Source organism: Orlajensenia flava (genome assembly GCF_004801905.1).
GTDB lineage: Bacteria > Actinomycetota > Actinomycetes > Actinomycetales > Microbacteriaceae > Orlajensenia > Orlajensenia flava.
The window spans coordinates 189,688-208,405 of record NZ_SSSN01000009.1 but is presented as its reverse complement, the minus strand read 5'-3'; the positions used below and the strand labels follow the sequence as shown (position 1 = coordinate 208,405).

The following is an 18,718-nucleotide window of genomic DNA, read 5'->3' as shown; positions in this document are numbered from 1 at the left end:
GCCGACCCGATGCCCTACCGCTCGCGTCGGGGTTGGCTTGGTCCGGCTTGGATGCTGAGCTGCGAGGCTGCAAGCACTCAACGCCGAGGCGTGCGTGCCTTACATGGGGACATGCGTCCGATGGATCCCGAACGTAGGCTGGCCGCGGCGGCCCCGCTTACCCGGATCCGCCGTCGATGGAGCGATCTGCCGTGCTGCGGCGCATCGTCCGACCGGCCCGTCGCATCCGTCGCATCATGCGCCCGCGTAGGGGCGGAAACGCAGGGGTGGGGCCGCACGCGAGTGCGGCCCCGCTTCCATCGTGAGCGCCTCAGAGCAGGTCGAGCACGGCGCGCGCGAACGCGTCGGGAGCCTCTTGAGGCAGGTCATGGCCGGCATCCGGGACGGCGCGGATGTCGAGTCCACCGGTGAACAGGGGACGGTCCTCGGACGAGTCGTCGGGGCCACCGAGCCCATCGGCGAGAGCGTCGAGCGCGATCGTCGGGACGGTGATGGAGGGCCGTGCGGCCAACTGGGCCTCCAGTCCGTCGTAGCGGGAGTCGCCCGCGGCGAGCCCACGACGGTGCCGATAGGAGTGGACGACCACGTCGACGAAGTCGGGGTTGTGCAGACTTGGGGCACTCGCCGTGAAGGCGTGTGCGGCATCCGTCCACGTCGGAGACCACAGCTGCCACAGTCGAAGCGCGAATTCCTCACGGTACCGAGATAACCCCTCGCGACCGCGCTCCGTGTAGAGGTAGTACTGATACCACTGTCCGGGCTCGAAGTCGCGTGGTTGGGGAGGAGTCGCCTTCGCGATGTCCTGGATGTTGTAGCCGCCGACAGTCACGAGACCTCGGATGCGCTCCGGCCACAGCGCGGCGGCGATGCACGCAGCTCGGCCTCCCCAGTCGTAGCCACCGACGACCGCGCTCTCGATGTCCAACGTGTCGAGGAGGTCGATCAGGTCTTGGCCGAGGGCTCCCTGCTGGCCGGAACGCATGGTGTCGTCGCGGAGGAAGCGGGTAGGCCCGTAGCCCCGCAGGTATGGCAGGATGACGCGTGCGCCGGCATCCGCGACCACGCTCGCGACATCGTCGTACGAGCGAACGTCGTAGGGAAAGCCGTGCAGCAGTACGACAGGCGTACCGGCCGGGTCGCCGACTTGCTCGTACGTGATCTCGAGCACGGGGGTCCCGGCGGTGCGGATGGGTTCTGTTCGCATCAGTGCAGTCTCCTCCCCAGTCGCCAGAACGGGCTAGTTCTCCCCAGCCTGTGGATAAGAAAGTCCAGATCAACAGTAGAAAACACTTTCGAATGTCTTGCCGTTATGGGACAATCGAGTCATGGAAGATCCGCTGCAGAACCTCGAGGAACATCTCGGGACCCTGCATGCGACGTGGGCTGGGGCTCTCCCTCCGTTCGGTCTCATTCCGGGCCGCGCGGGCGCGGTGATGAAGCAGATGAGCAGCTCCGGACTCGTCGCCGTGACGGATGCGCTGGCGCAGATGCGTCGCGACACCGAGGCGCTGCTGACCTGTGCCGCGGCTGAGGTGTCGCAACGTTCCGGGGCGGAGTTCGGCGTCGACGGACTGGCCAAGGCGTGCGGATTCCACAATCCCGCGCGCCTCATCGCGGCGTCGACGGGCACGAGCGTCACCGAGGCGTCCCGGCTCATCAGGGTCGGAGTGGCGACGGCGTCGAGAGAGTCGTTCAGCGGGTCGCTTCCCCCAGCGCATCCGCACGTCGCCGACGCGCTGTCGTCCGGAACCATCGGCGTCGATGCAGCCGACCTCATCACGGCGATGCTCGATCGGGTCGCGAATCGGGCCGACCCGGCGTTGGCGGTCGAGGTGGAGGGAATCCTCGTCGATCACGCCGTGAACCTGCCGCTCGACCTGCTCGCTCGAGCCGTGAAGGAGGCCGCGGCCGGACTCGACCAGGATGGACTCGAACCCGCCGATGAGCTGCGGTGGCAGAGCCGGTCGCTTACCTTCCGCGAACATCGAGACGGCATGATCCACCTGAATGCGCGGCTCGATCCGTTGACGGCAGCGGGCATCAAGACCGCGATCGACGCTCTGGTCACAGCCGCGCTGCGACAGCAACGCGGAGTCGGCTCGACGGGTCGGAGCACGAGCGACCAAGCCGCTTGGGACAGCACCGACGGGGAGTGCGTCGTGTCCGGCGGGGATACCCACGGCGGTCGATCGGCCATCGACGACACCCGCACCATCCCTCAGATGCAGGCCGATGCTTTAGCCGATCTCGTCACCCACAACCTCGGCTGCTCCTCAGCGGACACCGCACTCGCGACCACCACGACCGTCGTGCGCATGGACGTCGAAGCCCTGATCGATGGGCTCGGTCGGGCCACGATCGATGGAATCGACCAGCCCATCAGCGCTGCATCGGCCCGACTCCTCGCCATCGACGGCGAGTTCCTGCCACTCGTCCTCGGCGAGGCGTCCGTCCCCTTGGACATGGGCCGCAGAGCGCGACTCTTCAGCAGAGAGCAACGCCTCGCCCTCGGAGAACGCGACGGTGGATGCGCCTCATGCGGACAGAACATCCGCTTCGCCCACGCTCACCACATCAGGTGGTGGGAACGCGATGGCGGACCGACGGATCTCGACAATGGGGTCATGTTGTGCAGCTTCTGCCACCACATGATCCACCGGGACGGTTGGGGAATCGCGATCAGGGCCGGAACGGTCTGGTTCACTCCTCCACCCCACATCGACCCACTGCAGAAGCCTCGCATCGGGGGACGCGAACGGTTCCGAGTGAAGGTCCCTGCCCTCGTCTAGGAAGAGCCGGCCCTCGCGGGCAAGGATGCGAGCGTTTGGGTGTCTCTCACCAACGCAGAAGTCCACGACCGCCGAATGCATGTCCAGCACCGCGGGCCGGGCCCCGGTCCTCGAGCGCCGCCGGCAGGTGCACGAGTCCTCGAGCGCCGCCAGCAGGGCTCGAGTCGTCCAGCACCGCCGGCAGGGGCGCGAGTCCTCAAGCGCCGCCGGCAGGTCTCGAGTCGTCCAGCAAAGCCAGCAGGGGCGCGAAAGCGGGGAGGGTTCGGTCAGGTGCCCGGTGCGACGAGTGAGGCGAACACCACGTAGTTGTTGGCGTACGAGTGCGCGGCGTCGTCGTACGGCCCGTTGCACGTGATGAGTCGCAGCTGGGCATCCGGAGTCGGTCCGTACACCTCCTGGGTCGGGAACGTCTTCTTCTCCACGTTGATGGCACTGTCCACCGCGAACGTGGACTGGCTGCCATCGGAGAGGGTGACGGTGACCCGGTCGCCCGCGACCAGTTGCTTGAGGTGCGCGAACACCGCCTCGCGCAACGTCGTGTCCAGGTGTCCCGCGATGATCGCCGGTCCGACCCGGCCGGGCAGCACGCCTGAGCGATACCAGCCGGCATCCGCCCATTTGCCCGGCGGGAGCAGCACGCCGGTCGCGTCACGGTCGATCAGCTCGACGGCCGCATCCACTCCGATCGCGGGAATCTGTACGCGACTGACGGTGACGCCGCTCACGTCGGCGGACGGGATGGGGATCGCCGGGTCCTGCAGGCCTCCCGCCGCTCCCTCATGGGACGCGTTCGAGGAGGGCGATGGCGTCGCGCCGACCGAACCGGACGCGTGCTGAACGGCGCTCGGCGCTGACGCCGACCGGTTCACGGCGAACGACGACGCGAGTGCGCCCCCGCTCACCGCGAGAACTCCGACCACGAGCACCGCGCCCACGACGAGCGTGCGCCGCAGACGCGCGTGCGTTCGTGGGGCACGATGCCGCGGTGCGGAGTTCGTCATGATGCACGCTCGCCGATCAGTGGGCCACGCCGGTCAGCGTGTGCCGGCCGGGGCGCCGAACAGGTGGGTGAAGAACGTGACGACGGCGCTCCACGGGTCGTTCGCCGGTGCAGCGGCGAGCCCGCTCGAACCGGAGTCGCGCAGGCCGCCCCCACCGGTCTCGATCGGTCCGTCGGGCGATTCGCCGGCGCCGGAGCTGTCGAGCACCGACATGAGTGTGAGCCCGCCCGAGGCGTTGTCGAGCACGAAGAGCGTGTTCACCGTGCCCGGCGCGAGGCTGATGGAGGCTTGCGATGTCGTCGTCGGCGACACCAGATTGAGCCCCCACGGCCCGACCGGGACGCTGGCGTAGCTGGTGGCGCTACCCGCCTTCGCCCCCTTCGCGATGGCGATTCCCGTCGTCGTCGAGACGTCGACGCTCTTGACCCGCGTGGACGCCTGGATGAGCCGGATGCGGGACTGCCCGGCCGCCGGACCCGTCAGGTCGTCAGTGAAGACCTTCGTCTTGATGCTCTTGTTCGGCCCGTACGCCGCGACCGTGGCAGCCTCGCCCGGCGTGATGGTGACGTTGGCCGAGATCATCGCCGGGGTGCTGGCGGGGGAGCCCGCCGGAACCATCGACACCACATAGGTGCCGGCCCCGACGTTGCTGTACGGCGAGACCTGTCCGTACGCGACGTTCTTGAGCTCGAAGATGACCGCCCCGCCCGAGAGGGCCGAGAGCTTGACGTCGACGGACGTGGTGTCGGGCGACAGGTGGCCGACGCGGACCCAGCCGGTGTTCGTGCCCGCGGTCTGGACGGACGACGACACCGACGCGGGTACTGCCGCGTTCGCCGGAGCTGCGGCGAGACCGATGGCACCGGCCACGGCGACAGCGGCGATGCTGCCCGCAACGACGCGGCGGATGATGGACGATCTGTTCATGAGAGGGACTCCTTGTTCGATTGAGGGCGATGAGGATGTTCTGTTGCGAGGGGGGAAGAGCGAGGAGAAAACGGGAAGCGGGTCATCCGAACACGTCCGGTTCATCGGCCGAGACGGTTAGTCGGAGACCGGATGGCACGGCCGAGGCGTCGGGAGCATAGGTGCCCGTCATGGCCTTGAGCGAGGCCAGCAGCTCGGCATCCCCGGCGGCCGAACCCGTCGTCAGCGTCACCATGCGGCGGACATTCGTCGTCTCGGTCAAGCCGGTTGGGGCGGACGTCACCGCGACGTCGCCGGATGCCGCGAGCTGGCCGAGCAGCACGATCAGCCGGCCGTCGAGGTTTCCCCCTGCGATCACGCCCCGGGCACCGGTCGAGACGGTCAGCGCCGGATTGGCGAGGAGCTCGGCGCCCGCGCGGGCGCGCTTCTGCGTGAGCGCGGTCTCCGTCGCTCGCGCCGCCGTGGGATCGACGGTCTCGATGCGGCGAACCTCGACGGCGCGATCTCCCGACCCGAAGCGCACGACGCTCACCGAGTTGGCGACGGCTCGACGAACCTGTGACAGGCCGGCCGGAATCGCGCCGGAAGAAGCGGGCGCGACGACATAGTCCGCGGGACGAGCGGTGCCGAACACCTGCTCCGGGGCGGACGCACCGGCATCCGTCGGGTCGTATCCGTCGACGCGGTCGGGCGAGAAGCCTGCGGCGACGAGGTCGACCCAGCTGGAGTCGTCCACGATGACGCGCGCGTTCGACGGCACGTTGTCGGTCAGCCACTGTTCTGCCTGACGCGCGGGTCGGTCGGCATCGCCGGCGAGGAACCCTCGAATCTGCGAGACCGCGGCGGGAGCGGCGATGACTATCGCAGCCACCGCGCCGGCGAGGATGACTCCACCGATGCCGCGGTCCGCCATCCGCAGCCAATAGGAGCGCTCCCGCGAACGGACCAGTATGACGGCCTCCTCGACCACCCCGGCGATGAGCAGAGCAATGAACGGCAGCAGGACGATGGCGTAGGACGCGGGCGTCGCCGCCCCGGGCATCAGCACGAGCAGGGCGGAGAACACCACGAATGCAGCGATCGGCCGCAGTCGGGTGAGGAACAGCGCCGCTATGGCCGCGACCACTCCCGAGACGAGGAGGACCGGATCGAGCTGCCACCAGGTCGACAGGGTACCGGCCGTCGTCGCGCCCGGGTCGGCGAGCGATGCGTTCGAGAGGGATGCGGCGAACGGGAAGATGAGGCTTCCGAGCAGGCCGCCGCTGCCCGGAGCCTGGGTGAGTCCGCCGTTGCTGGATCCATAGAGCACGTACGCCAGGCCGCTCACGACGACGATGGCGCCGGCGGTAGGCAGTGTGTAGAGACGCGTCTCCGAGTCGGACGAACGCCACATCACCCAGGCGAGGAAGGGCAGCGCGAGCAGCGCCGTCTCGCCGCTGAGCATGGCGACGGAGAAGGCGACCGCGCTGCCGGCGAATGCCACCAGCTGGTAACGACGCAGCGTCGCGAGCACGAACGCGCCCAGCAACCACGGCACGGCGACGTTGTCGAGGTAGACCGTTCGGTGAAGCTGCAGAGCCAGAGGCGACAGGGCGAACAGCAGCACGGCCCCGGCAGCGGCCGGGCGGGTGAGCCGCAGGCGCCGGGCGAGCACCCAGACCAGCAGTACCGACACGAGCGCGAAGGCGACCATCGCTTCACGCGCGGCCAGCACTGCGAGGTCGTAGCGGTCGAAGGCGCCGGTGAGGCCCGCGTACCCCGATATCTGAAGCCAGCCGAGCGGCGGGTGATCGAACCAGTTGGCGTCCCTGACGAGTTCGCCGAGCTTCAGCACCGACCATGCCTGCGCAGTGTTGGTGCCCTCCTCGGCGATGCGCGCTGGAGATCCGGCGAGGTTGACGACCTGGATCACGGCGGCGATGGCGAGCAGCGGAAGCAGGTAGACCAGGCTGTGCGCCGTGCGGTCGACGGCGCGCTTGAGGCTTGCAGACCGCGGGTCGCGCTTCGCGACGGATGCCGGCGCCTTGAGCGCAGCCGGCGTCGCACGCGGCGCGCTCGCCGGTGCATTCTTCGGTGTCTTCTCGGCCGGGATGGCCGATGGGGTCGCCGGTTCGGACGGCGTCGTGCTCGGTTCGACCAGGAGAGCGGCGGACGATGCGCCCGCGGTCTCGCCAATCGACATGCCAGCCGACGCTGGGCTCGGTGCCGCACCGGGAGCGTTTTCTGCCGAAGCGGCGGCCGCGTCGGTGAGTGCTGCGTCGGGCAGGGCTGTGTCCGGGAGCGTCGTGTCGGGAAGCGCTGTGCCTGGGACTGCCGCGTCGGGCTCGATGGCGGAGGACGTGGCCGCGTCGGTGCTCGGCTGCGGCCCTGTGTCTGACCTCGAGTCGGGTACGGACCCCGCGTCGGTCGGAGCGGGCTTCGCCTTCGTGACGGGCTTCTGCTTCGTAGCGGACGTCGTGGCGTTGGTCGAGGCGCTCTTCACCTGCGTAGGACGCTTCGGGCGCGCTGTGGTGGCGCCGGTCCTCCCGGTCGTCACGGTGGTACCCGTCGCTTCGGTCTTCGCGGTGGAGGGAGCCGGTACCTGGGCGGCCGGTTTCTTGGCGGCTGGTTTCCTGGCGGTCGCCGCCTTCGTGGCGGGTGCTGCAGAACCGGCACGCTTCGAAGCCGCCGTCGTCGGGCCGAGTGCCTTTGCGCCAGTTGCCTCGGCGACAGCCGCTTTCGTGACGGTCGCGTTCGCTGACGGGGTCCGCGTGCTGGAGGACTTGGGGGTCGGTCTCTTCGCACGCGGAGCCTGCTCAACCGGCGACTTCGTACCGTCGTCGGCCTTGTCGGCGCTGGCCTTGCTCTCAGGAGCCTTCGGGGTGCCTGTCCGGCTCGTCACCCCCGTCTTGCTCAGCGTCTCCGTCTTGCTCGCGACACCGGCTTTGCTGGGCGCACTGCTCTTCGCCGCACCGCTCTTGGCCGTGCCGTTCTTCGACGCGCCAGGCTTCGGTTCGGCGGTGGCCAGCTTTGCGGCAGCGGGCGTCCGCACGGTCCGTGCGCTCTTGGACGGGGCGTCGTCGGTTGTCTCGGGCCGGATAGCCGGGGTGGTCGACTTCTTGCGACTGTCCGCGCCAGCATCCGTCTCAGCAGCATTGGTCTTAGCAGCATCCTGCGCGTGAGCGTCCTGAGCGACAGCATCCGTCGCGACAGGGCCCGACTGGGTGGAGCTCGGCGCATCCGGCGATCCCGGCGCGCCGTCGCCGTCGCCGTCGGTGCCGTGCGTGCGATTGATCAGGTCGGTCATCGCGTTCCTCCCAGAACGGTGGTGGCCGGAGCGGCTGCGGGGGCAGCAGGCACGCCGAGGGGTGACGTCACTGCGGTCATGACGGATATTCGGAACCATCCCCCCTATCGGTTTGGTCGAATGCGCCCTGTTCTGGGGACGGGTGCCGGAATCCGTCCACACCGATGCAGGATGGGCAGCCGAAAGCGTGCCCCGAGGTGGCGGCCGCACGGAGACAGCGATGGCCCTCACCGCGACAGCGCTCGCTCGAGGTGGGAGACAATGGAGCACGTGACTCTTCCCGCCGCCCATCCGCTCGCCTCCGGCCAGACGACCGAATCCCCGCTGGTGCGGGCCTACCAGGGTGAGCGCGGCGATCGGCTGCCGGTCTGGTTCATGCGCCAGGCCGGCCGGTCCCTGCCCGAGTACCGCGAGCTGCGAGTGGGCACTCGGATGCTCGACGCGTGCCTCGACCCTGCGCTCGCGAGCGAGATCACCCTCCAACCGGTGCGCCGCCATCACGTCGACGCGGGCATCTTCTTCAGCGACATCGTCGTGCCGCTCAAGCTCATCGGCGTCGACGTCGAGATCGTGCCCGGTCGCGGACCGGTGTTCGCGCAGGCGGTGCGCACGGGGGCGGACGCAGCCGAACTGGTGAAGATCGACCCCGCAACGCTCGACTCCGTCATCGATCCCATCACGGATGCCGTCGGCCGCACGGTCGCCGAGCTCGCGCACTTGGGCCCCGACTCGAGCGCCGTGCCGCTCATCGGCTTCGCCGGTGCGCCCTTCACGCTCGCCGCCTACCTCGTCGAGGGCGGCCCGTCGAAGGACCACATCGCGGCCCGGACGCTCATGCACGCCGATCCGTCGGCCTGGCGCGCGCTGATGGACTGGACGGCCGACGTCTCGGGCCGCTTCCTGCGCGCGCAGGTGATGGCCGGCGCCAGCGCAGCGCAGCTGTTCGACTCGTGGGCGGGCGGCCTCTCCCTCGCCGACTACGAGGAGCACGTCGCTCCGGCATCCGCCCGCGCCCTGTCCCACGTACACGAGATCTCCTACACCGTCCGCACCCACGACGAGGGCGCTGACCCCTATCGAGAGCGGCGCCACGTGCCGCTCGTGCACTTCGGGGTCGGGACCGGAGAGCTGCTCGCCGCCATGCGCGACGTGGGCGCCGACGTCGTGGGCGTCGACTATCGCATCCCGCTTGACGAGGCCAACCGACGCCTCGGCGGCGACGTGCCCCTGCAGGGCAACATCGACCCCGCCCTGCTGTTCGCGCCCTGGCCCGTGCTCGAGAGCCACGTGCGCGAGGTCGTCGCCCGCGGACGCACCGCGCCGGCTCACGTCGTCAACCTCGGTCACGGCGTCGCACCCGAGACCGACCCCGATGTGCTCACCCGCGTCGTCGAACTGGTGCACGAGCTGGGCGCATGAGCGAGTCGGCCGCACTCGACGTCGTCGTCATCGGCGGGGGTGCTGCCGGACTGACGGCTGCTCGCGAGCTGGTTCACGTCGGGCTCACCACGCTGGTCGTTGAGGTGTCCGACGCGGTCGGCGGATGCGTCCGCTCGCACGACGTCGCCGGCATCACCCTCGACTCCGGCGCGGAGAGCTTCGCCACCCGCGGGGGCACCGTCTCCGCCTTCATCGACGAACTCGGGCTGACGGATGCCGTCGTCTCCCCGAATCCCGCCGGTTCGTGGCTGCACCTTCCGGCTCTCCGCCGCGGCGGGTCGATGAGCGTGCCGTCGCCCCGCAACACCCTCCTCGGCATCCCGGCGTCGCCCCTCGCCGACGACGTGCGCGCCGCGATCGGCGCCCGAGCATCCTTCCGTGCCTACCTCGACCGCTTGCGCCCCGTGCTCACCATCGGCGGTTCGGACAGGCTCGGGCCGCTCGTGACCCGGCGTATGGGTCGAGCGGTGCTCGAGCGCCTGGTCTCGCCGATCTCGACCGGTGTCTACTCAGCAGATGCCGACGAGCTCGACATCGACGTCGTCGCACCCGGCCTGAACGCCGCCATCACCCGCGCCGGTTCGCTCTCGGGCGCCGTCGCCGAGCTCCGCAGCGGAGCCCGGCCGGGCGCCGCAGTGCTCGGCATCCGCGGGGGCGTCTCCCGCCTGATCGACGCCGTGGCTGCGGATATCGAGCATTTCGGCGGCGAGATCCGCACCTCGACCCGAGCGCGCGACCTGCAGCCGACCGATCTCGACGGCGAGCCGGGGTGGACGCTCACCCTCGAGGGCGCCGGTGGTGCCGAGCAGCGCGTACGCGCCCGCCGCGTGATGATCGCCGCTTCGTCGGGCGAGGCCATCCGCCTGCTCTCCACCGCCCGGACGGAATGGCAGCGGCTGGCACGACTGGACTGGCCGCAGCCCACCACCATCGAGCTCGCGACGCTCGTGATCGACGCGCCCGCTCTCGACGCCGCACCGCGAGGGACCGGCGCTCTCGTCGGTTCGGGAACCCCGGGCGTGAGCGCGAAGGCCCTCACCCACGTCAGCGCCAAGTGGGCCTGGGTGGCCGAGTCCCTGGCCGACGATGCCGGTGCCGGACGCCATGTGCTGAGGCTCTCGTACGGACGGGTCGGCGAGCTGCTGCCGACATCGGGAATGAGCGACGAGGACGTCACCGCGCTCGCCGTCAGCGATGCGAGCGCGATCCTCGGTGTGCCCCTCGACCCCGCGGCCGTCGACGGATTCGCCCGAACCCGGTGGACGGATGCCGTCTCGCAGGCCGCCGTGGGCCAGCGCCAACGCGTTGACGAGGTACGCGAGGCTATCGAGGATGATGAGACGGTCGCCGTCGTCGGATCGTGGGTGTCGGGCACCGGCCTGGCGTCGGTGATCCCGGATGCGCGAGAAGCCGCCCGCCGACTTCGTCGTAGCGCGCTGCATACCGATGGTGGAATATAGGATCACGGAACCTGTCAAGCCCCCCGCCCGGTAGAGGTGCGGCGCTACGCTGGGCAGATCGATTCGAAACGGGGTGCACAGTGAAAGGCAAGCTTCTCTTCGTGACAGGAGCGGCCGTGGGCTACGTGCTCGGTGCGCGCGCCGGCCGTGAGCGATACGAGCAGATCAAGGACGCAGCCGATAAGGCGTGGAACACGCCCACGGTGCAGAAGGGCGTAGACGCCGCGAAGGACTTCGCGATGGCGCGGGTGACGGTCGTCTCCGACGCCGTCCTCGACGGGGCCAAGAAGCTCGTCGGTGCCGCCACCAACGCGCAGAAGTCGAGCAATACGCGGGCATCCGCCTCCTCACCGAGGACGACCGCCACGAAGGCGCCCGCGAGGTCCAGCTCGAGCGACTCCACCACCTCCAAGCCGGCAACGACGTCGGCCACCTCGAAGGCATCCACCGCCAAGAAGGAGTGAGCCCGTGAACGAGTTCAACCCGAAGCGCTCGAAAGGGCTGTTCGAGCTCGTCGGCGAATTGCCCGGCCACGCCAGAGACCTGGTCGTCGCCGAGATCGCGGCCTACAAGGCCGAACTCATCCGCAAGGGCAAGAGCATCGGGTTCGGTGCTGCCATGTTCGCGGCGGCCGCGTTCCTGCTGTTCTGGGTCGTCGCGGTCCTCATCTCGAGCGCAATCATGGCCTTCGCCCTCGTCCTGCCCGGTTGGGCAGCCGCACTGGTCGTCGCGGCCATCCTGCTGCTCATCATCCTGCTGCTCGTGGTCATCGGGGTCGCGCGCATCAAGGCGGGGACCAACACGGAGGGCGAACCGATCAAGGAAGCCATCCAGCACGACGTCGAGGCAGTGAAGGGAGAGGGCGTCTATGAGTGACAAGCCCCATGACAAGACCCGCGTCGAGCTCCACGCCGACGTGGAGGCCGCGCGCGTGCAGCTGGCCGCGACGCTCGACGCCATCGAGGACCGCCTCAACGTGCCAAAGCGCGTCAAGCGCGCGACGCGTCAGACTACGGAGAACATCCGCACGATCACGCGCGAGAACCCCCTCGTGCTGGTCGGCATCGCCGTGGGAGCCGCCGCAGTCGTCGGCGGGGCAGTCTGGGCGATCGTCGCCGCCGTCATGAAGGACTGAGTAGGCCGCTCGGCCTCGCCAGCGACACCGCCTCTCGGCCACGGCGCCTATAACACTCGCGCGCCCGGGAACCCACCCCTTTTGGATCGCGCTCGAAACCGAGAGAGACTGGACGCATGACTCACCTCGCTGATGACGAGGCGGACGACGTCGTGCCGAACCCTTCCCAGTCGGAGGCGGATGCGCGCCCCGAGGTCGGACCCGAGGGTTTCACGCTGTTCGCCGTCCTCCGCCGTGACCCCGCCGTCCCCGACGACTTCGACGGCCACGACGTGCCCAAGATCGTGGCAGAACTCGACGACACCATCCGTCTCATCGAGAGCGAGGGCGTGACCGTCCGTGGTTTTTACGACGTCTCCGGTCTGCGCGCGGACGCCGACGTCATGATCTGGACCCACGCCGACGACGCCGAGACCCTGCAGTGGGCTCACCGCGAACTCCGCCGGGCACGCCTCATCAAGTCGTTGCTGCCCACGTGGAACGCGATGGGCGTTCACCGCGACGCCGAGTTCAACAAGGCGCACGTTCCCGGGTTCCTTCGGGGCGTCGAGGCCAAGAACTGGATGACGGTCTACCCCTTCGTCCGCAGCTTCGAGTGGTACCTGCTGCCCCCGGAGGAGCGCGGGCGCATGCTGGCGGAGCACGGCCGCAAGGGTGCGGCCTTCCGCGGGGTCGTCGCCAACACCGTCTCCTCGTTCGCCCTCGGCGACTACGAATGGCTGCTGCCGATGGAGGCCGACGAGCTCACCGACCTGGTCGACATGATGCGCGAACTGCGCGCGACGGATGCCCGGCGCCACGTGCGCGAGGAGGTTCCGTTCTACACGGGGCGTCGCATCACCACGGCAGAACTCGTCGAGGTGCTGCAGTAGTGGCCGCGCACAACCTCGGAACCGCCGGCCGCAAGCCGGCGCCCGCCACGGACGCGTTCTGCGCATCCGGGGCTCGCGTTCCGGGCGCGACGCCTGCCGCCCAGTCCGGCCCGGCGCATGTGGAGCAGCCGGTCGCCTACGACGCCATCCTGCTGGCCGGTTTCGGCGGGCCGGAGGGACAGGACGACGTCATCCCCTTCCTGCGCAACGTGACCGGTGGCCGCGGCATCCCCGACGAGCGTCTCGAGGAGGTAGCCCACCACTATCGCCACTTCGGCGGCATCAGCCCCATCAACCAACAGAACCGCGATCTGCGCGCGGCACTCGAGGCCGAACTCGCCGCCCGCGGGGTCGACCTCCCCGTGCTGTGGGGTAACCGCAACTGGGACCCCTACCTCAACGACGCGCTCGTCGAGGCCGAGGGGCGCGGATTCCGCCGACTCCTCACCCTCGCGACGAGCGCGTACAGCTCGTACTCCAGCTGCCGGCAGTACCGCGAGGATCTGGCCGACGCATTGCAGGACACCGGACTCGGCGGCGTGATCGAGATCGACAAGGTGCGCCAGTTCTTCGACCACCCGGGATTCGTGCAGCCGTTCGTCGAGGGCGTCCGCGATGCGCTGGCCGCTTACGAGCGCGCCGGTTACGGGCCCGGCGAGGTCGAGGTGCTGTTCGCCACCCACTCCATTCCGACGACGGATGCGCTGCGCTCGGGCCCGGCGGTGTCCGCCGACGAGCTCGACGCCGACCGGGGCTTCGGCGGGGGCGGAGCCTACGCGGCCCAGCACGCTGCGGTCGCCGAGGTGGTCATGCGGGACGCGACCGCCGATTGGGACGACACGTACACCTGGCAGCTGGTGTACCAGTCGCGCAGCGGCCCGGCGACGCAACCGTGGCTCGAGCCCGACGTCAACGACGCCATCGCCCTCCTGCCCGCGCGGGGCATCAAGGCCGTCGTCATCGTGCCGCTGGGCTTCATGAGCGACCACATGGAGGTGCTCTGGGACCTCGACAACGAAGCGATGGAGACCAGCGCGGAGCACGGGCTGCAGGCCGTGCGGGTGCCAACGCCCGGCACCCATCCCGCCTTCGTCTCCGGCCTCGTCGACCTGGTGATGGAGCGCGTCACCGGTACGCCCGCATCCGACCGGCCCGCCGTGACGGAATACGGCCCCTGGTACGACGTCTGCCGACCCGGATGCTGCCAGAACGTGCGTCGCGGGTTCCAGCCGGCCCTCTCCGGAATCGCGCCGTGACCGTCATTCGCGTCGGAACCCGTGCCAGCGCCCTCGCCCTGGCGCAGACCCAGCAGGTCGCGGCGAGACTGGGGTCGGCCGCGCAGGCCGAGGTCGAGCTCGTCCCCATCACCACTCACGGCGACACCTCATCCGACTCGCTCTCCTCGTTGGGCGGCACGGGCGTGTTCGCGTCCGCCCTGCGCGACGCCCTCCTCGCCGGCGAGTGCGACGTCATCGTCCACTCCCTCAAAGACCTGCCGACGGTTGCGCACCCGGGCCTGCGCATCGGCGCCGTGCCGAAGCGCGCGGATGCGCGTGATGCCCTGTGCGCACGGGACGGCCTCACGATCGACACACTTCCCTCCGGGGCCCGGGTGGGCACCGGTTCCCCTCGACGGATGGCGCAGCTGCGGGCCGCTCGGCCCGACCTCACGATCGTCGACATCCGCGGCAACATCGACACCCGACTGGCACGGGTCGGCGGGACGGATGCGGGCATCGACGACGACAGACGGCTCGACGCCGTGCTGCTCGCCGCGGCCGGTCTCGGTCGGCTCGGCCGATCGGACGCCATCACCCAGTTGCTCGAGCTCGGCGACTGGCCGACCGCGCCCGGTCAGGGGGCGCTCGCGCTCGAGGTGGTCGACATCCGCCCCTCCCGCGAGTTGGAACAGGGGCTGCAGGCCGTCGATCACGCCGCGTCGGCTGCTGCGGTGGATGCCGAGCGGCTCGTTCTCGCCGGCCTCGAAGCCGGATGTGCTGCGCCCGTCGCCGCATCCGCCGTCCTCGACAGCGAGTTGCTGTTCCTGACAGCGACGGTCTACGCTCCTGACGGCACCGCGCGCATCACCGCGTCGCACGCCGCGACCCCCGACTCGCGTGGAGCGAAGCACCTGGCGGAAGCCGCGCGCGACGTGGCGAGTAGAGTCGTCGCTGAACTGCTCGGCAACGGTGCCGCCGACCTCGCTCCGCTGCGGAGCATGAAGGACTGACCGTGATCGATCGAGCCACCCGAGCTCCCAAGCCTCTCGAAGGCTGGCGTGTGCTCGTGCCGCGCGGCGGTCCGTGGGGCGACAGCGTCGCAGCCAACCTGCGCGCCAAGGGGGCCTCTCCCGTCGTCGCCCCGATGATCAACTTCGCCCAGACCGATGACGTCGAGGCGCTGGTCGCCGCGTTGGAGGACCTCGCGGCCGGGTCGTTCGACTGGGTGACCGTGACGAGCGCGACCACGGTCGACGTGCTCTCGTCGCATCGCGCCACGATCCCGGCCACCACGCGCGTCGCCGCCGTCGGCGAGACCACGGCGGCAGCGCTGACCGCAGCCGGATACCGCGTCGACATCGTGCCCCACGAGGACAACTCCGCTCGAGGGCTGCTCGAGGAGTGGTCGGCCGCGACCGACGGCGTCGTGCCGTTGCGCGTCCTGACCCTGCGCTCGGAGATCGCGAAGCCGCTGCTGACCGAGGGCCTCAAGCGCGTCGGGCACGAGGTGCGATCGGTGGTGGCGTACCGGACCGTCGGCGTCCCCGTGTCCGACCAGGTGCGCGCCGATGTGGCATCCGGTCGCGTGCACGCCGTGCTCGTCACCTCGGGAAGCGTTGCAGAACAGGTGCAGCTCCAGCTCGGTCCGCTGCCCGACCACACGCTCGTCGTGTGCATCGGGCCGCAGACCGCCAAGGACGCCCGCGAGCACGCGCTGCGGGTCGATGCGATCGCCGACGACCGCACCGCGGAGTCGCTCATCGACGCGCTCGTGCGCGAGGCGGCCGCCAGCGCCTGAGCCTTGGTGCGCTGCCTCGGCCGCCGGCGCCTGTGCGCTGCCCGGGTTTCGTACACGCCCGTTGTGCCAGATGCGCGTTATGGCACCGTTCGTCGACGGGATGCGCGTTATGGCACGTCTGCTCGGCGGGCGACCTCGTCGTCTTGCCGCTCGCCTCCGCGGGATGCGCGTTATGGCACCGTTCGGCGACGGGATGCGCGTTATGGCACTTCTGCTCCAAGGGCGCCCGCGTCGTCACGCCGCTGAACCCCGGCTGATGCGCGTTATGGCACTTCTGCTCTGTGGGCACTCTCGTTATCGGAGCCGCTCACCTTGGCTTATGCGCGTTATGGCACCGCTGCTCGTCGGGATGCGCGTTATGGCACCGCGGCGGAGGGGCGGCGGGCGCGACGTAGGCTTGTGCGGTGAGCGATCCGATCCTTCCGCGCGTCCGTCCGCGTCGACTCCGGTCCAACGCCGCCATGAGACGGGCCGTCGCCGAGACGCACGTGAACCCGTCCCAGCTGGTGCTGCCGATCTTCGTGCGGGAGGGCATCAGCGAACCGGCGCCTATCGCGAGCATGCCCGGGGTCGTCCAGCACACGCTCGACAGTGTGCGGAGGGCGGTGACGGATGCCGCAGAGTCCGGCGTCGGAGGCGTGATGCTGTTCGGCGTGCCCGAGGTGCGCGACGCCATCGGCTCGGGCGCGACCGACCCGCACGGCATCCTCAACCAGGCCACCCGGATCGTCCACCACGAGGTGGGGGACGCGCTCGTCGTGCAGACCGACCTGTGCCTCGATGAGTTCACCGATCACGGGCACTGCGGCGTGCTCGACCCCGACGGGCGGGTCGACAACGACGCCACACTCGAGCGCTACCGCGACATGGCTCTCGTCCAGGCCGGACACGGATCGCAGTTGCTCGGGCTGTCGGGCATGATGGACGGCCAGGTCGCCTCCGTGCGCGAGGCCCTCGACGACGCCGGCTTCCTCGACACCGCCATCCTCGCCTACTCCGCCAAGTACGCCTCGGCCTACTACGGCCCGTTCCGCGAGGCCGTCGCCTCCACTCTGCAGGGCGATCGACGCAGCTACCAGCTCGATCCGGGCAATCGCCGCGAGGGCGTGCGCGAGGCCATGATCGACATCGAGGAGGGCGCCGACATCGTCATGGTCAAGCCAGCCGGCAATTACCTCGACGTGCTCGCCGACGTCGCGGCGGCCAGTGACGTGCCGGTGTGGGCCTACCAGGTCTCGGGGGAGTACGCCATGATCGAGGCCGCCGCCGCGAACGGCTGGATCGACCGGCAGCGCGCCATCCACGAGAGCGTCATCGGCATCCGTCGTGCGGGGGCGGATGCGGTGCTCACCTACTGGGCGGTCGAACTCGCCGACTGGATCACCGAGGGAGTCGTGGCGTGAGCCTCAACGACGACCTGTTCGCTCGCGCGCAGGCCGCGATCCCGGGCGGCGTCAACTCGCCCGTGCGTGCGTTCCGCTCGGTGGGAGGCTCGCCGCTCTTCATCACGTCGGCGAATGGCGCGTACGTGACGGATGCCGACGGTCGCGAGTACGTCGACCTGGTCGCGAGCTGGGGTCCGGCGATCCTCGGGCACGCGCACCCCGTCGTCGTGGACGCCGTCCAACAGGCGGCTGCTCGAGGTCTCTCCTTTGGCGCGTCGACGCCCGCCGAGACCGAACTGGCCGAACTCGTCGAGGAGCGGGTCGCACCCGTCGAGAAGGTTCGGCTGCTCTCCACCGGCACCGAGGCGACCATGACGGCCATCCGCCTCGCGCGCGGATTCACGGGACGCGACCTGCTGGTCAAGTTCGCCGGCCACTACCACGGGCACTCCGACGGGCTCCTCGCCGCAGCCGGGTCGGGCCTGGCCACCCTCGCGCTGCCCGCATCCGCCGGGGTCACGAAGGCCACAGCGGCCCAGACACTCGTGCTTCCCTACAACGACCTCGACGCCGTGCGGGCCGCGTTCGCCGAGCACGGCTCCAACATCGCCGCCGTCATCACCGAGGCCGTCGCCGCCAACATGGGCGTCGTGGAGCCGGATGCCGGCTTCAACGCGGCCCTCGTCGAACTCGCCCACGCCTACGGCGCGCTCGTCATCCTCGACGAGGTGCTCACGGGCTTCCGTGTCTCGCGGGCGGGCTACTGGAGACTCGACCAGGTACGAGGGCCCGAGCATCCGTACGCCCCCGACCTGTTCACCTTCGGCAAGGTCATCGGCGGGGGGATGCCGGTCGCGGCGCTCGGCGGCCGTGCCGACGTGATGGACCACCTCGCGCCGCTCGGGCCGGTCTACCAGGCCGGCACGCTCTCGGGCAACCCCGTCGCCGTGGCTGCCGGCCTCACGACACTGCGCCTGGCCGATGACGCCCTGTACGCCCGGCTGGATGCGGCAGCCGCGTCCGTGTCGGAGGCCGTGACGGATGCCCTGACGGCGGCCGGCGTCGCTCACTCCGTGCAACGCGCGGGCAACCTGTTCAGCGTCGCGTTCGGATCGTTCGACGGGCCCATCCGCGACTACGACACCGTCCTCGCCCAGGAGGCCTGGCGCTATCCGGCGTTCTTCCACGCGATGCTCGACGCGGGGGTCTCGCTGCCTCCGTCGGTGTTCGAGGCCTGGTTCGTGACGGCCGCCCACGACGAGGACGTCATCGGCCGCATCGCGGAGGCGCTTCCCGCAGCCGCGCGCGCGGCGGCATCCGCGCAGCCCCCGGCCTGACCGGACCCCGGCGAACGAAGCCCCCAGCACAGCGAAGGCCCGATGTCCAGCCTCACGCCGATCTGCGC

The 18,718-nt window shown here is 70.0% G+C and carries 16 protein-coding genes; 12 read left to right on the top strand and 4 right to left on the bottom strand.

The window, feature by feature from the left end; genetic code table 11:
* Positions 1 to 310: 310 nt before the first annotated feature.
* Positions 311 to 1,204, bottom strand: coding sequence for an alpha/beta fold hydrolase (locus E6C70_RS12705; protein ID WP_136424908.1), 894 nt, complete (start codon positions 1,202 to 1,204; stop codon positions 311 to 313).
* 121 nt (positions 1,205 to 1,325) lie between these two features.
* Between E6C70_RS12705 and E6C70_RS12700 the strand changes: the two genes are divergently transcribed.
* Positions 1,326 to 2,789, top strand: a complete 1,464-nt coding sequence (locus tag E6C70_RS12700) for an HNH endonuclease signature motif containing protein (protein WP_136424907.1) — start codon at positions 1,326 to 1,328, stop codon at positions 2,787 to 2,789.
* A gap of 266 nt (positions 2,790 to 3,055) precedes the next feature.
* Here E6C70_RS12700 and E6C70_RS12695 read toward each other — a convergent pair whose 3' ends face one another.
* From E6C70_RS12695 to E6C70_RS12685, 3 genes are all read right to left on the bottom strand, one after another.
* Entirely contained in the window at positions 3,056 to 3,790 is a 735-nt protein-coding gene (locus E6C70_RS12695; RefSeq protein ID WP_136424906.1) for a sortase domain-containing protein, read from the bottom strand.
* Positions 3,791 to 3,823: 33 nt separating this feature from the next.
* Positions 3,824 to 4,717, bottom strand: coding sequence for a DUF4397 domain-containing protein (locus E6C70_RS12690; RefSeq protein WP_168770949.1), 894 nt, complete (start codon positions 4,715 to 4,717; stop codon positions 3,824 to 3,826).
* A gap of 82 nt (positions 4,718 to 4,799) precedes the next feature.
* Positions 4,800 to 8,003, bottom strand: a complete 3,204-nt coding sequence (locus tag E6C70_RS12685) for a hypothetical protein (protein WP_168770948.1) — start codon at positions 8,001 to 8,003, stop codon at positions 4,800 to 4,802.
* A gap of 261 nt (positions 8,004 to 8,264) precedes the next feature.
* On the opposite strand from E6C70_RS12685, the gene hemE reads away from it, so the two are divergent.
* From hemE to hemL, 11 genes are all read left to right on the top strand, one after another.
* Positions 8,265 to 9,422, top strand: a complete 1,158-nt coding sequence (hemE, locus tag E6C70_RS12675) for a uroporphyrinogen decarboxylase (RefSeq protein WP_136424902.1) — start codon at positions 8,265 to 8,267, stop codon at positions 9,420 to 9,422.
* A complete protein-coding gene (gene hemG, locus E6C70_RS12670; RefSeq protein ID WP_136424901.1) occupies positions 9,419 to 10,903 on the top strand; it encodes a protoporphyrinogen oxidase in 1,485 nt (494 codons plus the stop codon). The genes hemE and hemG overlap by 4 nt, the downstream gene beginning before the upstream one ends.
* A 101-nt stretch (positions 10,904 to 11,004) precedes the next feature.
* A complete protein-coding gene (locus E6C70_RS12665; protein ID WP_235833440.1) occupies positions 11,005 to 11,367 on the top strand; it encodes a YtxH domain-containing protein in 363 nt (120 codons plus the stop codon).
* A 4-nt stretch (positions 11,368 to 11,371) separates the two neighbouring features.
* Entirely contained in the window at positions 11,372 to 11,779 is a 408-nt protein-coding gene (locus tag E6C70_RS12660) for a phage holin family protein (RefSeq protein WP_136424899.1), read from the top strand.
* Entirely contained in the window at positions 11,772 to 12,038 is a 267-nt protein-coding gene (locus E6C70_RS12655; RefSeq protein ID WP_136424898.1) for a DUF3618 domain-containing protein, read from the top strand. The genes E6C70_RS12660 and E6C70_RS12655 overlap by 8 nt, the downstream gene beginning before the upstream one ends.
* Positions 12,039 to 12,154: 116 nt before the next feature.
* Complete coding sequence (gene hemQ / locus E6C70_RS12650) at positions 12,155 to 12,910, top strand: hydrogen peroxide-dependent heme synthase (RefSeq protein WP_136424897.1); 756 nt, start codon at positions 12,155 to 12,157, stop codon at positions 12,908 to 12,910.
* Positions 12,910 to 14,166 (top strand): ferrochelatase, encoded by a 1,257-nt coding sequence (locus tag E6C70_RS12645; protein WP_136424896.1) that lies wholly within the window; start codon positions 12,910 to 12,912, stop codon positions 14,164 to 14,166. The genes hemQ and E6C70_RS12645 overlap by 1 nt, the downstream gene beginning before the upstream one ends.
* Complete coding sequence (gene hemC / locus E6C70_RS12640; protein ID WP_136424895.1) at positions 14,109 to 15,140, top strand: hydroxymethylbilane synthase; 1,032 nt, start codon at positions 14,109 to 14,111, stop codon at positions 15,138 to 15,140. The genes E6C70_RS12645 and hemC overlap by 58 nt, the downstream gene beginning before the upstream one ends.
* Before the next feature lie 5 nt (positions 15,141 to 15,145).
* Positions 15,146 to 15,928, top strand: a complete 783-nt coding sequence (locus E6C70_RS12635; protein WP_136424995.1) for a uroporphyrinogen-III synthase — start codon at positions 15,146 to 15,148, stop codon at positions 15,926 to 15,928.
* A gap of 404 nt (positions 15,929 to 16,332) precedes the next feature.
* A complete protein-coding gene (gene hemB / locus E6C70_RS12630) occupies positions 16,333 to 17,331 on the top strand; it encodes a porphobilinogen synthase (RefSeq protein ID WP_268895963.1) in 999 nt (332 codons plus the stop codon).
* Positions 17,328 to 18,650 (top strand): glutamate-1-semialdehyde 2,1-aminomutase, encoded by a 1,323-nt coding sequence (gene hemL / locus E6C70_RS12625; RefSeq protein ID WP_136424894.1) that lies wholly within the window; start codon positions 17,328 to 17,330, stop codon positions 18,648 to 18,650. The genes hemB and hemL overlap by 4 nt, the downstream gene beginning before the upstream one ends.
* Positions 18,651 to 18,718 lie beyond the last annotated feature (68 nt).

Bases quoted from the DNA above. Each gene is read 5' to 3' on its own strand.
- E6C70_RS12705 (WP_136424908.1), bottom strand. From the start codon at position 1,204: ATGCGAACAGAACCCATCCGCACCGCCGGGACCCCCGTGCTCGAGATC.
- E6C70_RS12700 (WP_136424907.1), top strand. From the start codon at position 1,326: ATGGAAGATCCGCTGCAGAACCTCGAGGAACATCTCGGGACCCTGCAT.
- E6C70_RS12695 (WP_136424906.1), bottom strand. From the start codon at position 3,790: ATGACGAACTCCGCACCGCGGCATCGTGCCCCACGAACGCACGCGCGT.
- E6C70_RS12690 (WP_168770949.1), bottom strand. From the start codon at position 4,717: ATGAACAGATCGTCCATCATCCGCCGCGTCGTTGCGGGCAGCATCGCC.
- E6C70_RS12685 (WP_168770948.1), bottom strand. From the start codon at position 8,003: ATGACCGACCTGATCAATCGCACGCACGGCACCGACGGCGACGGCGAC.
- hemE (WP_136424902.1), top strand. From the start codon at position 8,265: ATGGAGCACGTGACTCTTCCCGCCGCCCATCCGCTCGCCTCCGGCCAG.
- hemG (WP_136424901.1), top strand. From the start codon at position 9,419: ATGAGCGAGTCGGCCGCACTCGACGTCGTCGTCATCGGCGGGGGTGCT.
- E6C70_RS12655 (WP_136424898.1), top strand. From the start codon at position 11,772: ATGAGTGACAAGCCCCATGACAAGACCCGCGTCGAGCTCCACGCCGAC.
- hemQ (WP_136424897.1), top strand. From the start codon at position 12,155: ATGACTCACCTCGCTGATGACGAGGCGGACGACGTCGTGCCGAACCCT.
- hemC (WP_136424895.1), top strand. From the start codon at position 14,109: ATGCTGCCAGAACGTGCGTCGCGGGTTCCAGCCGGCCCTCTCCGGAAT.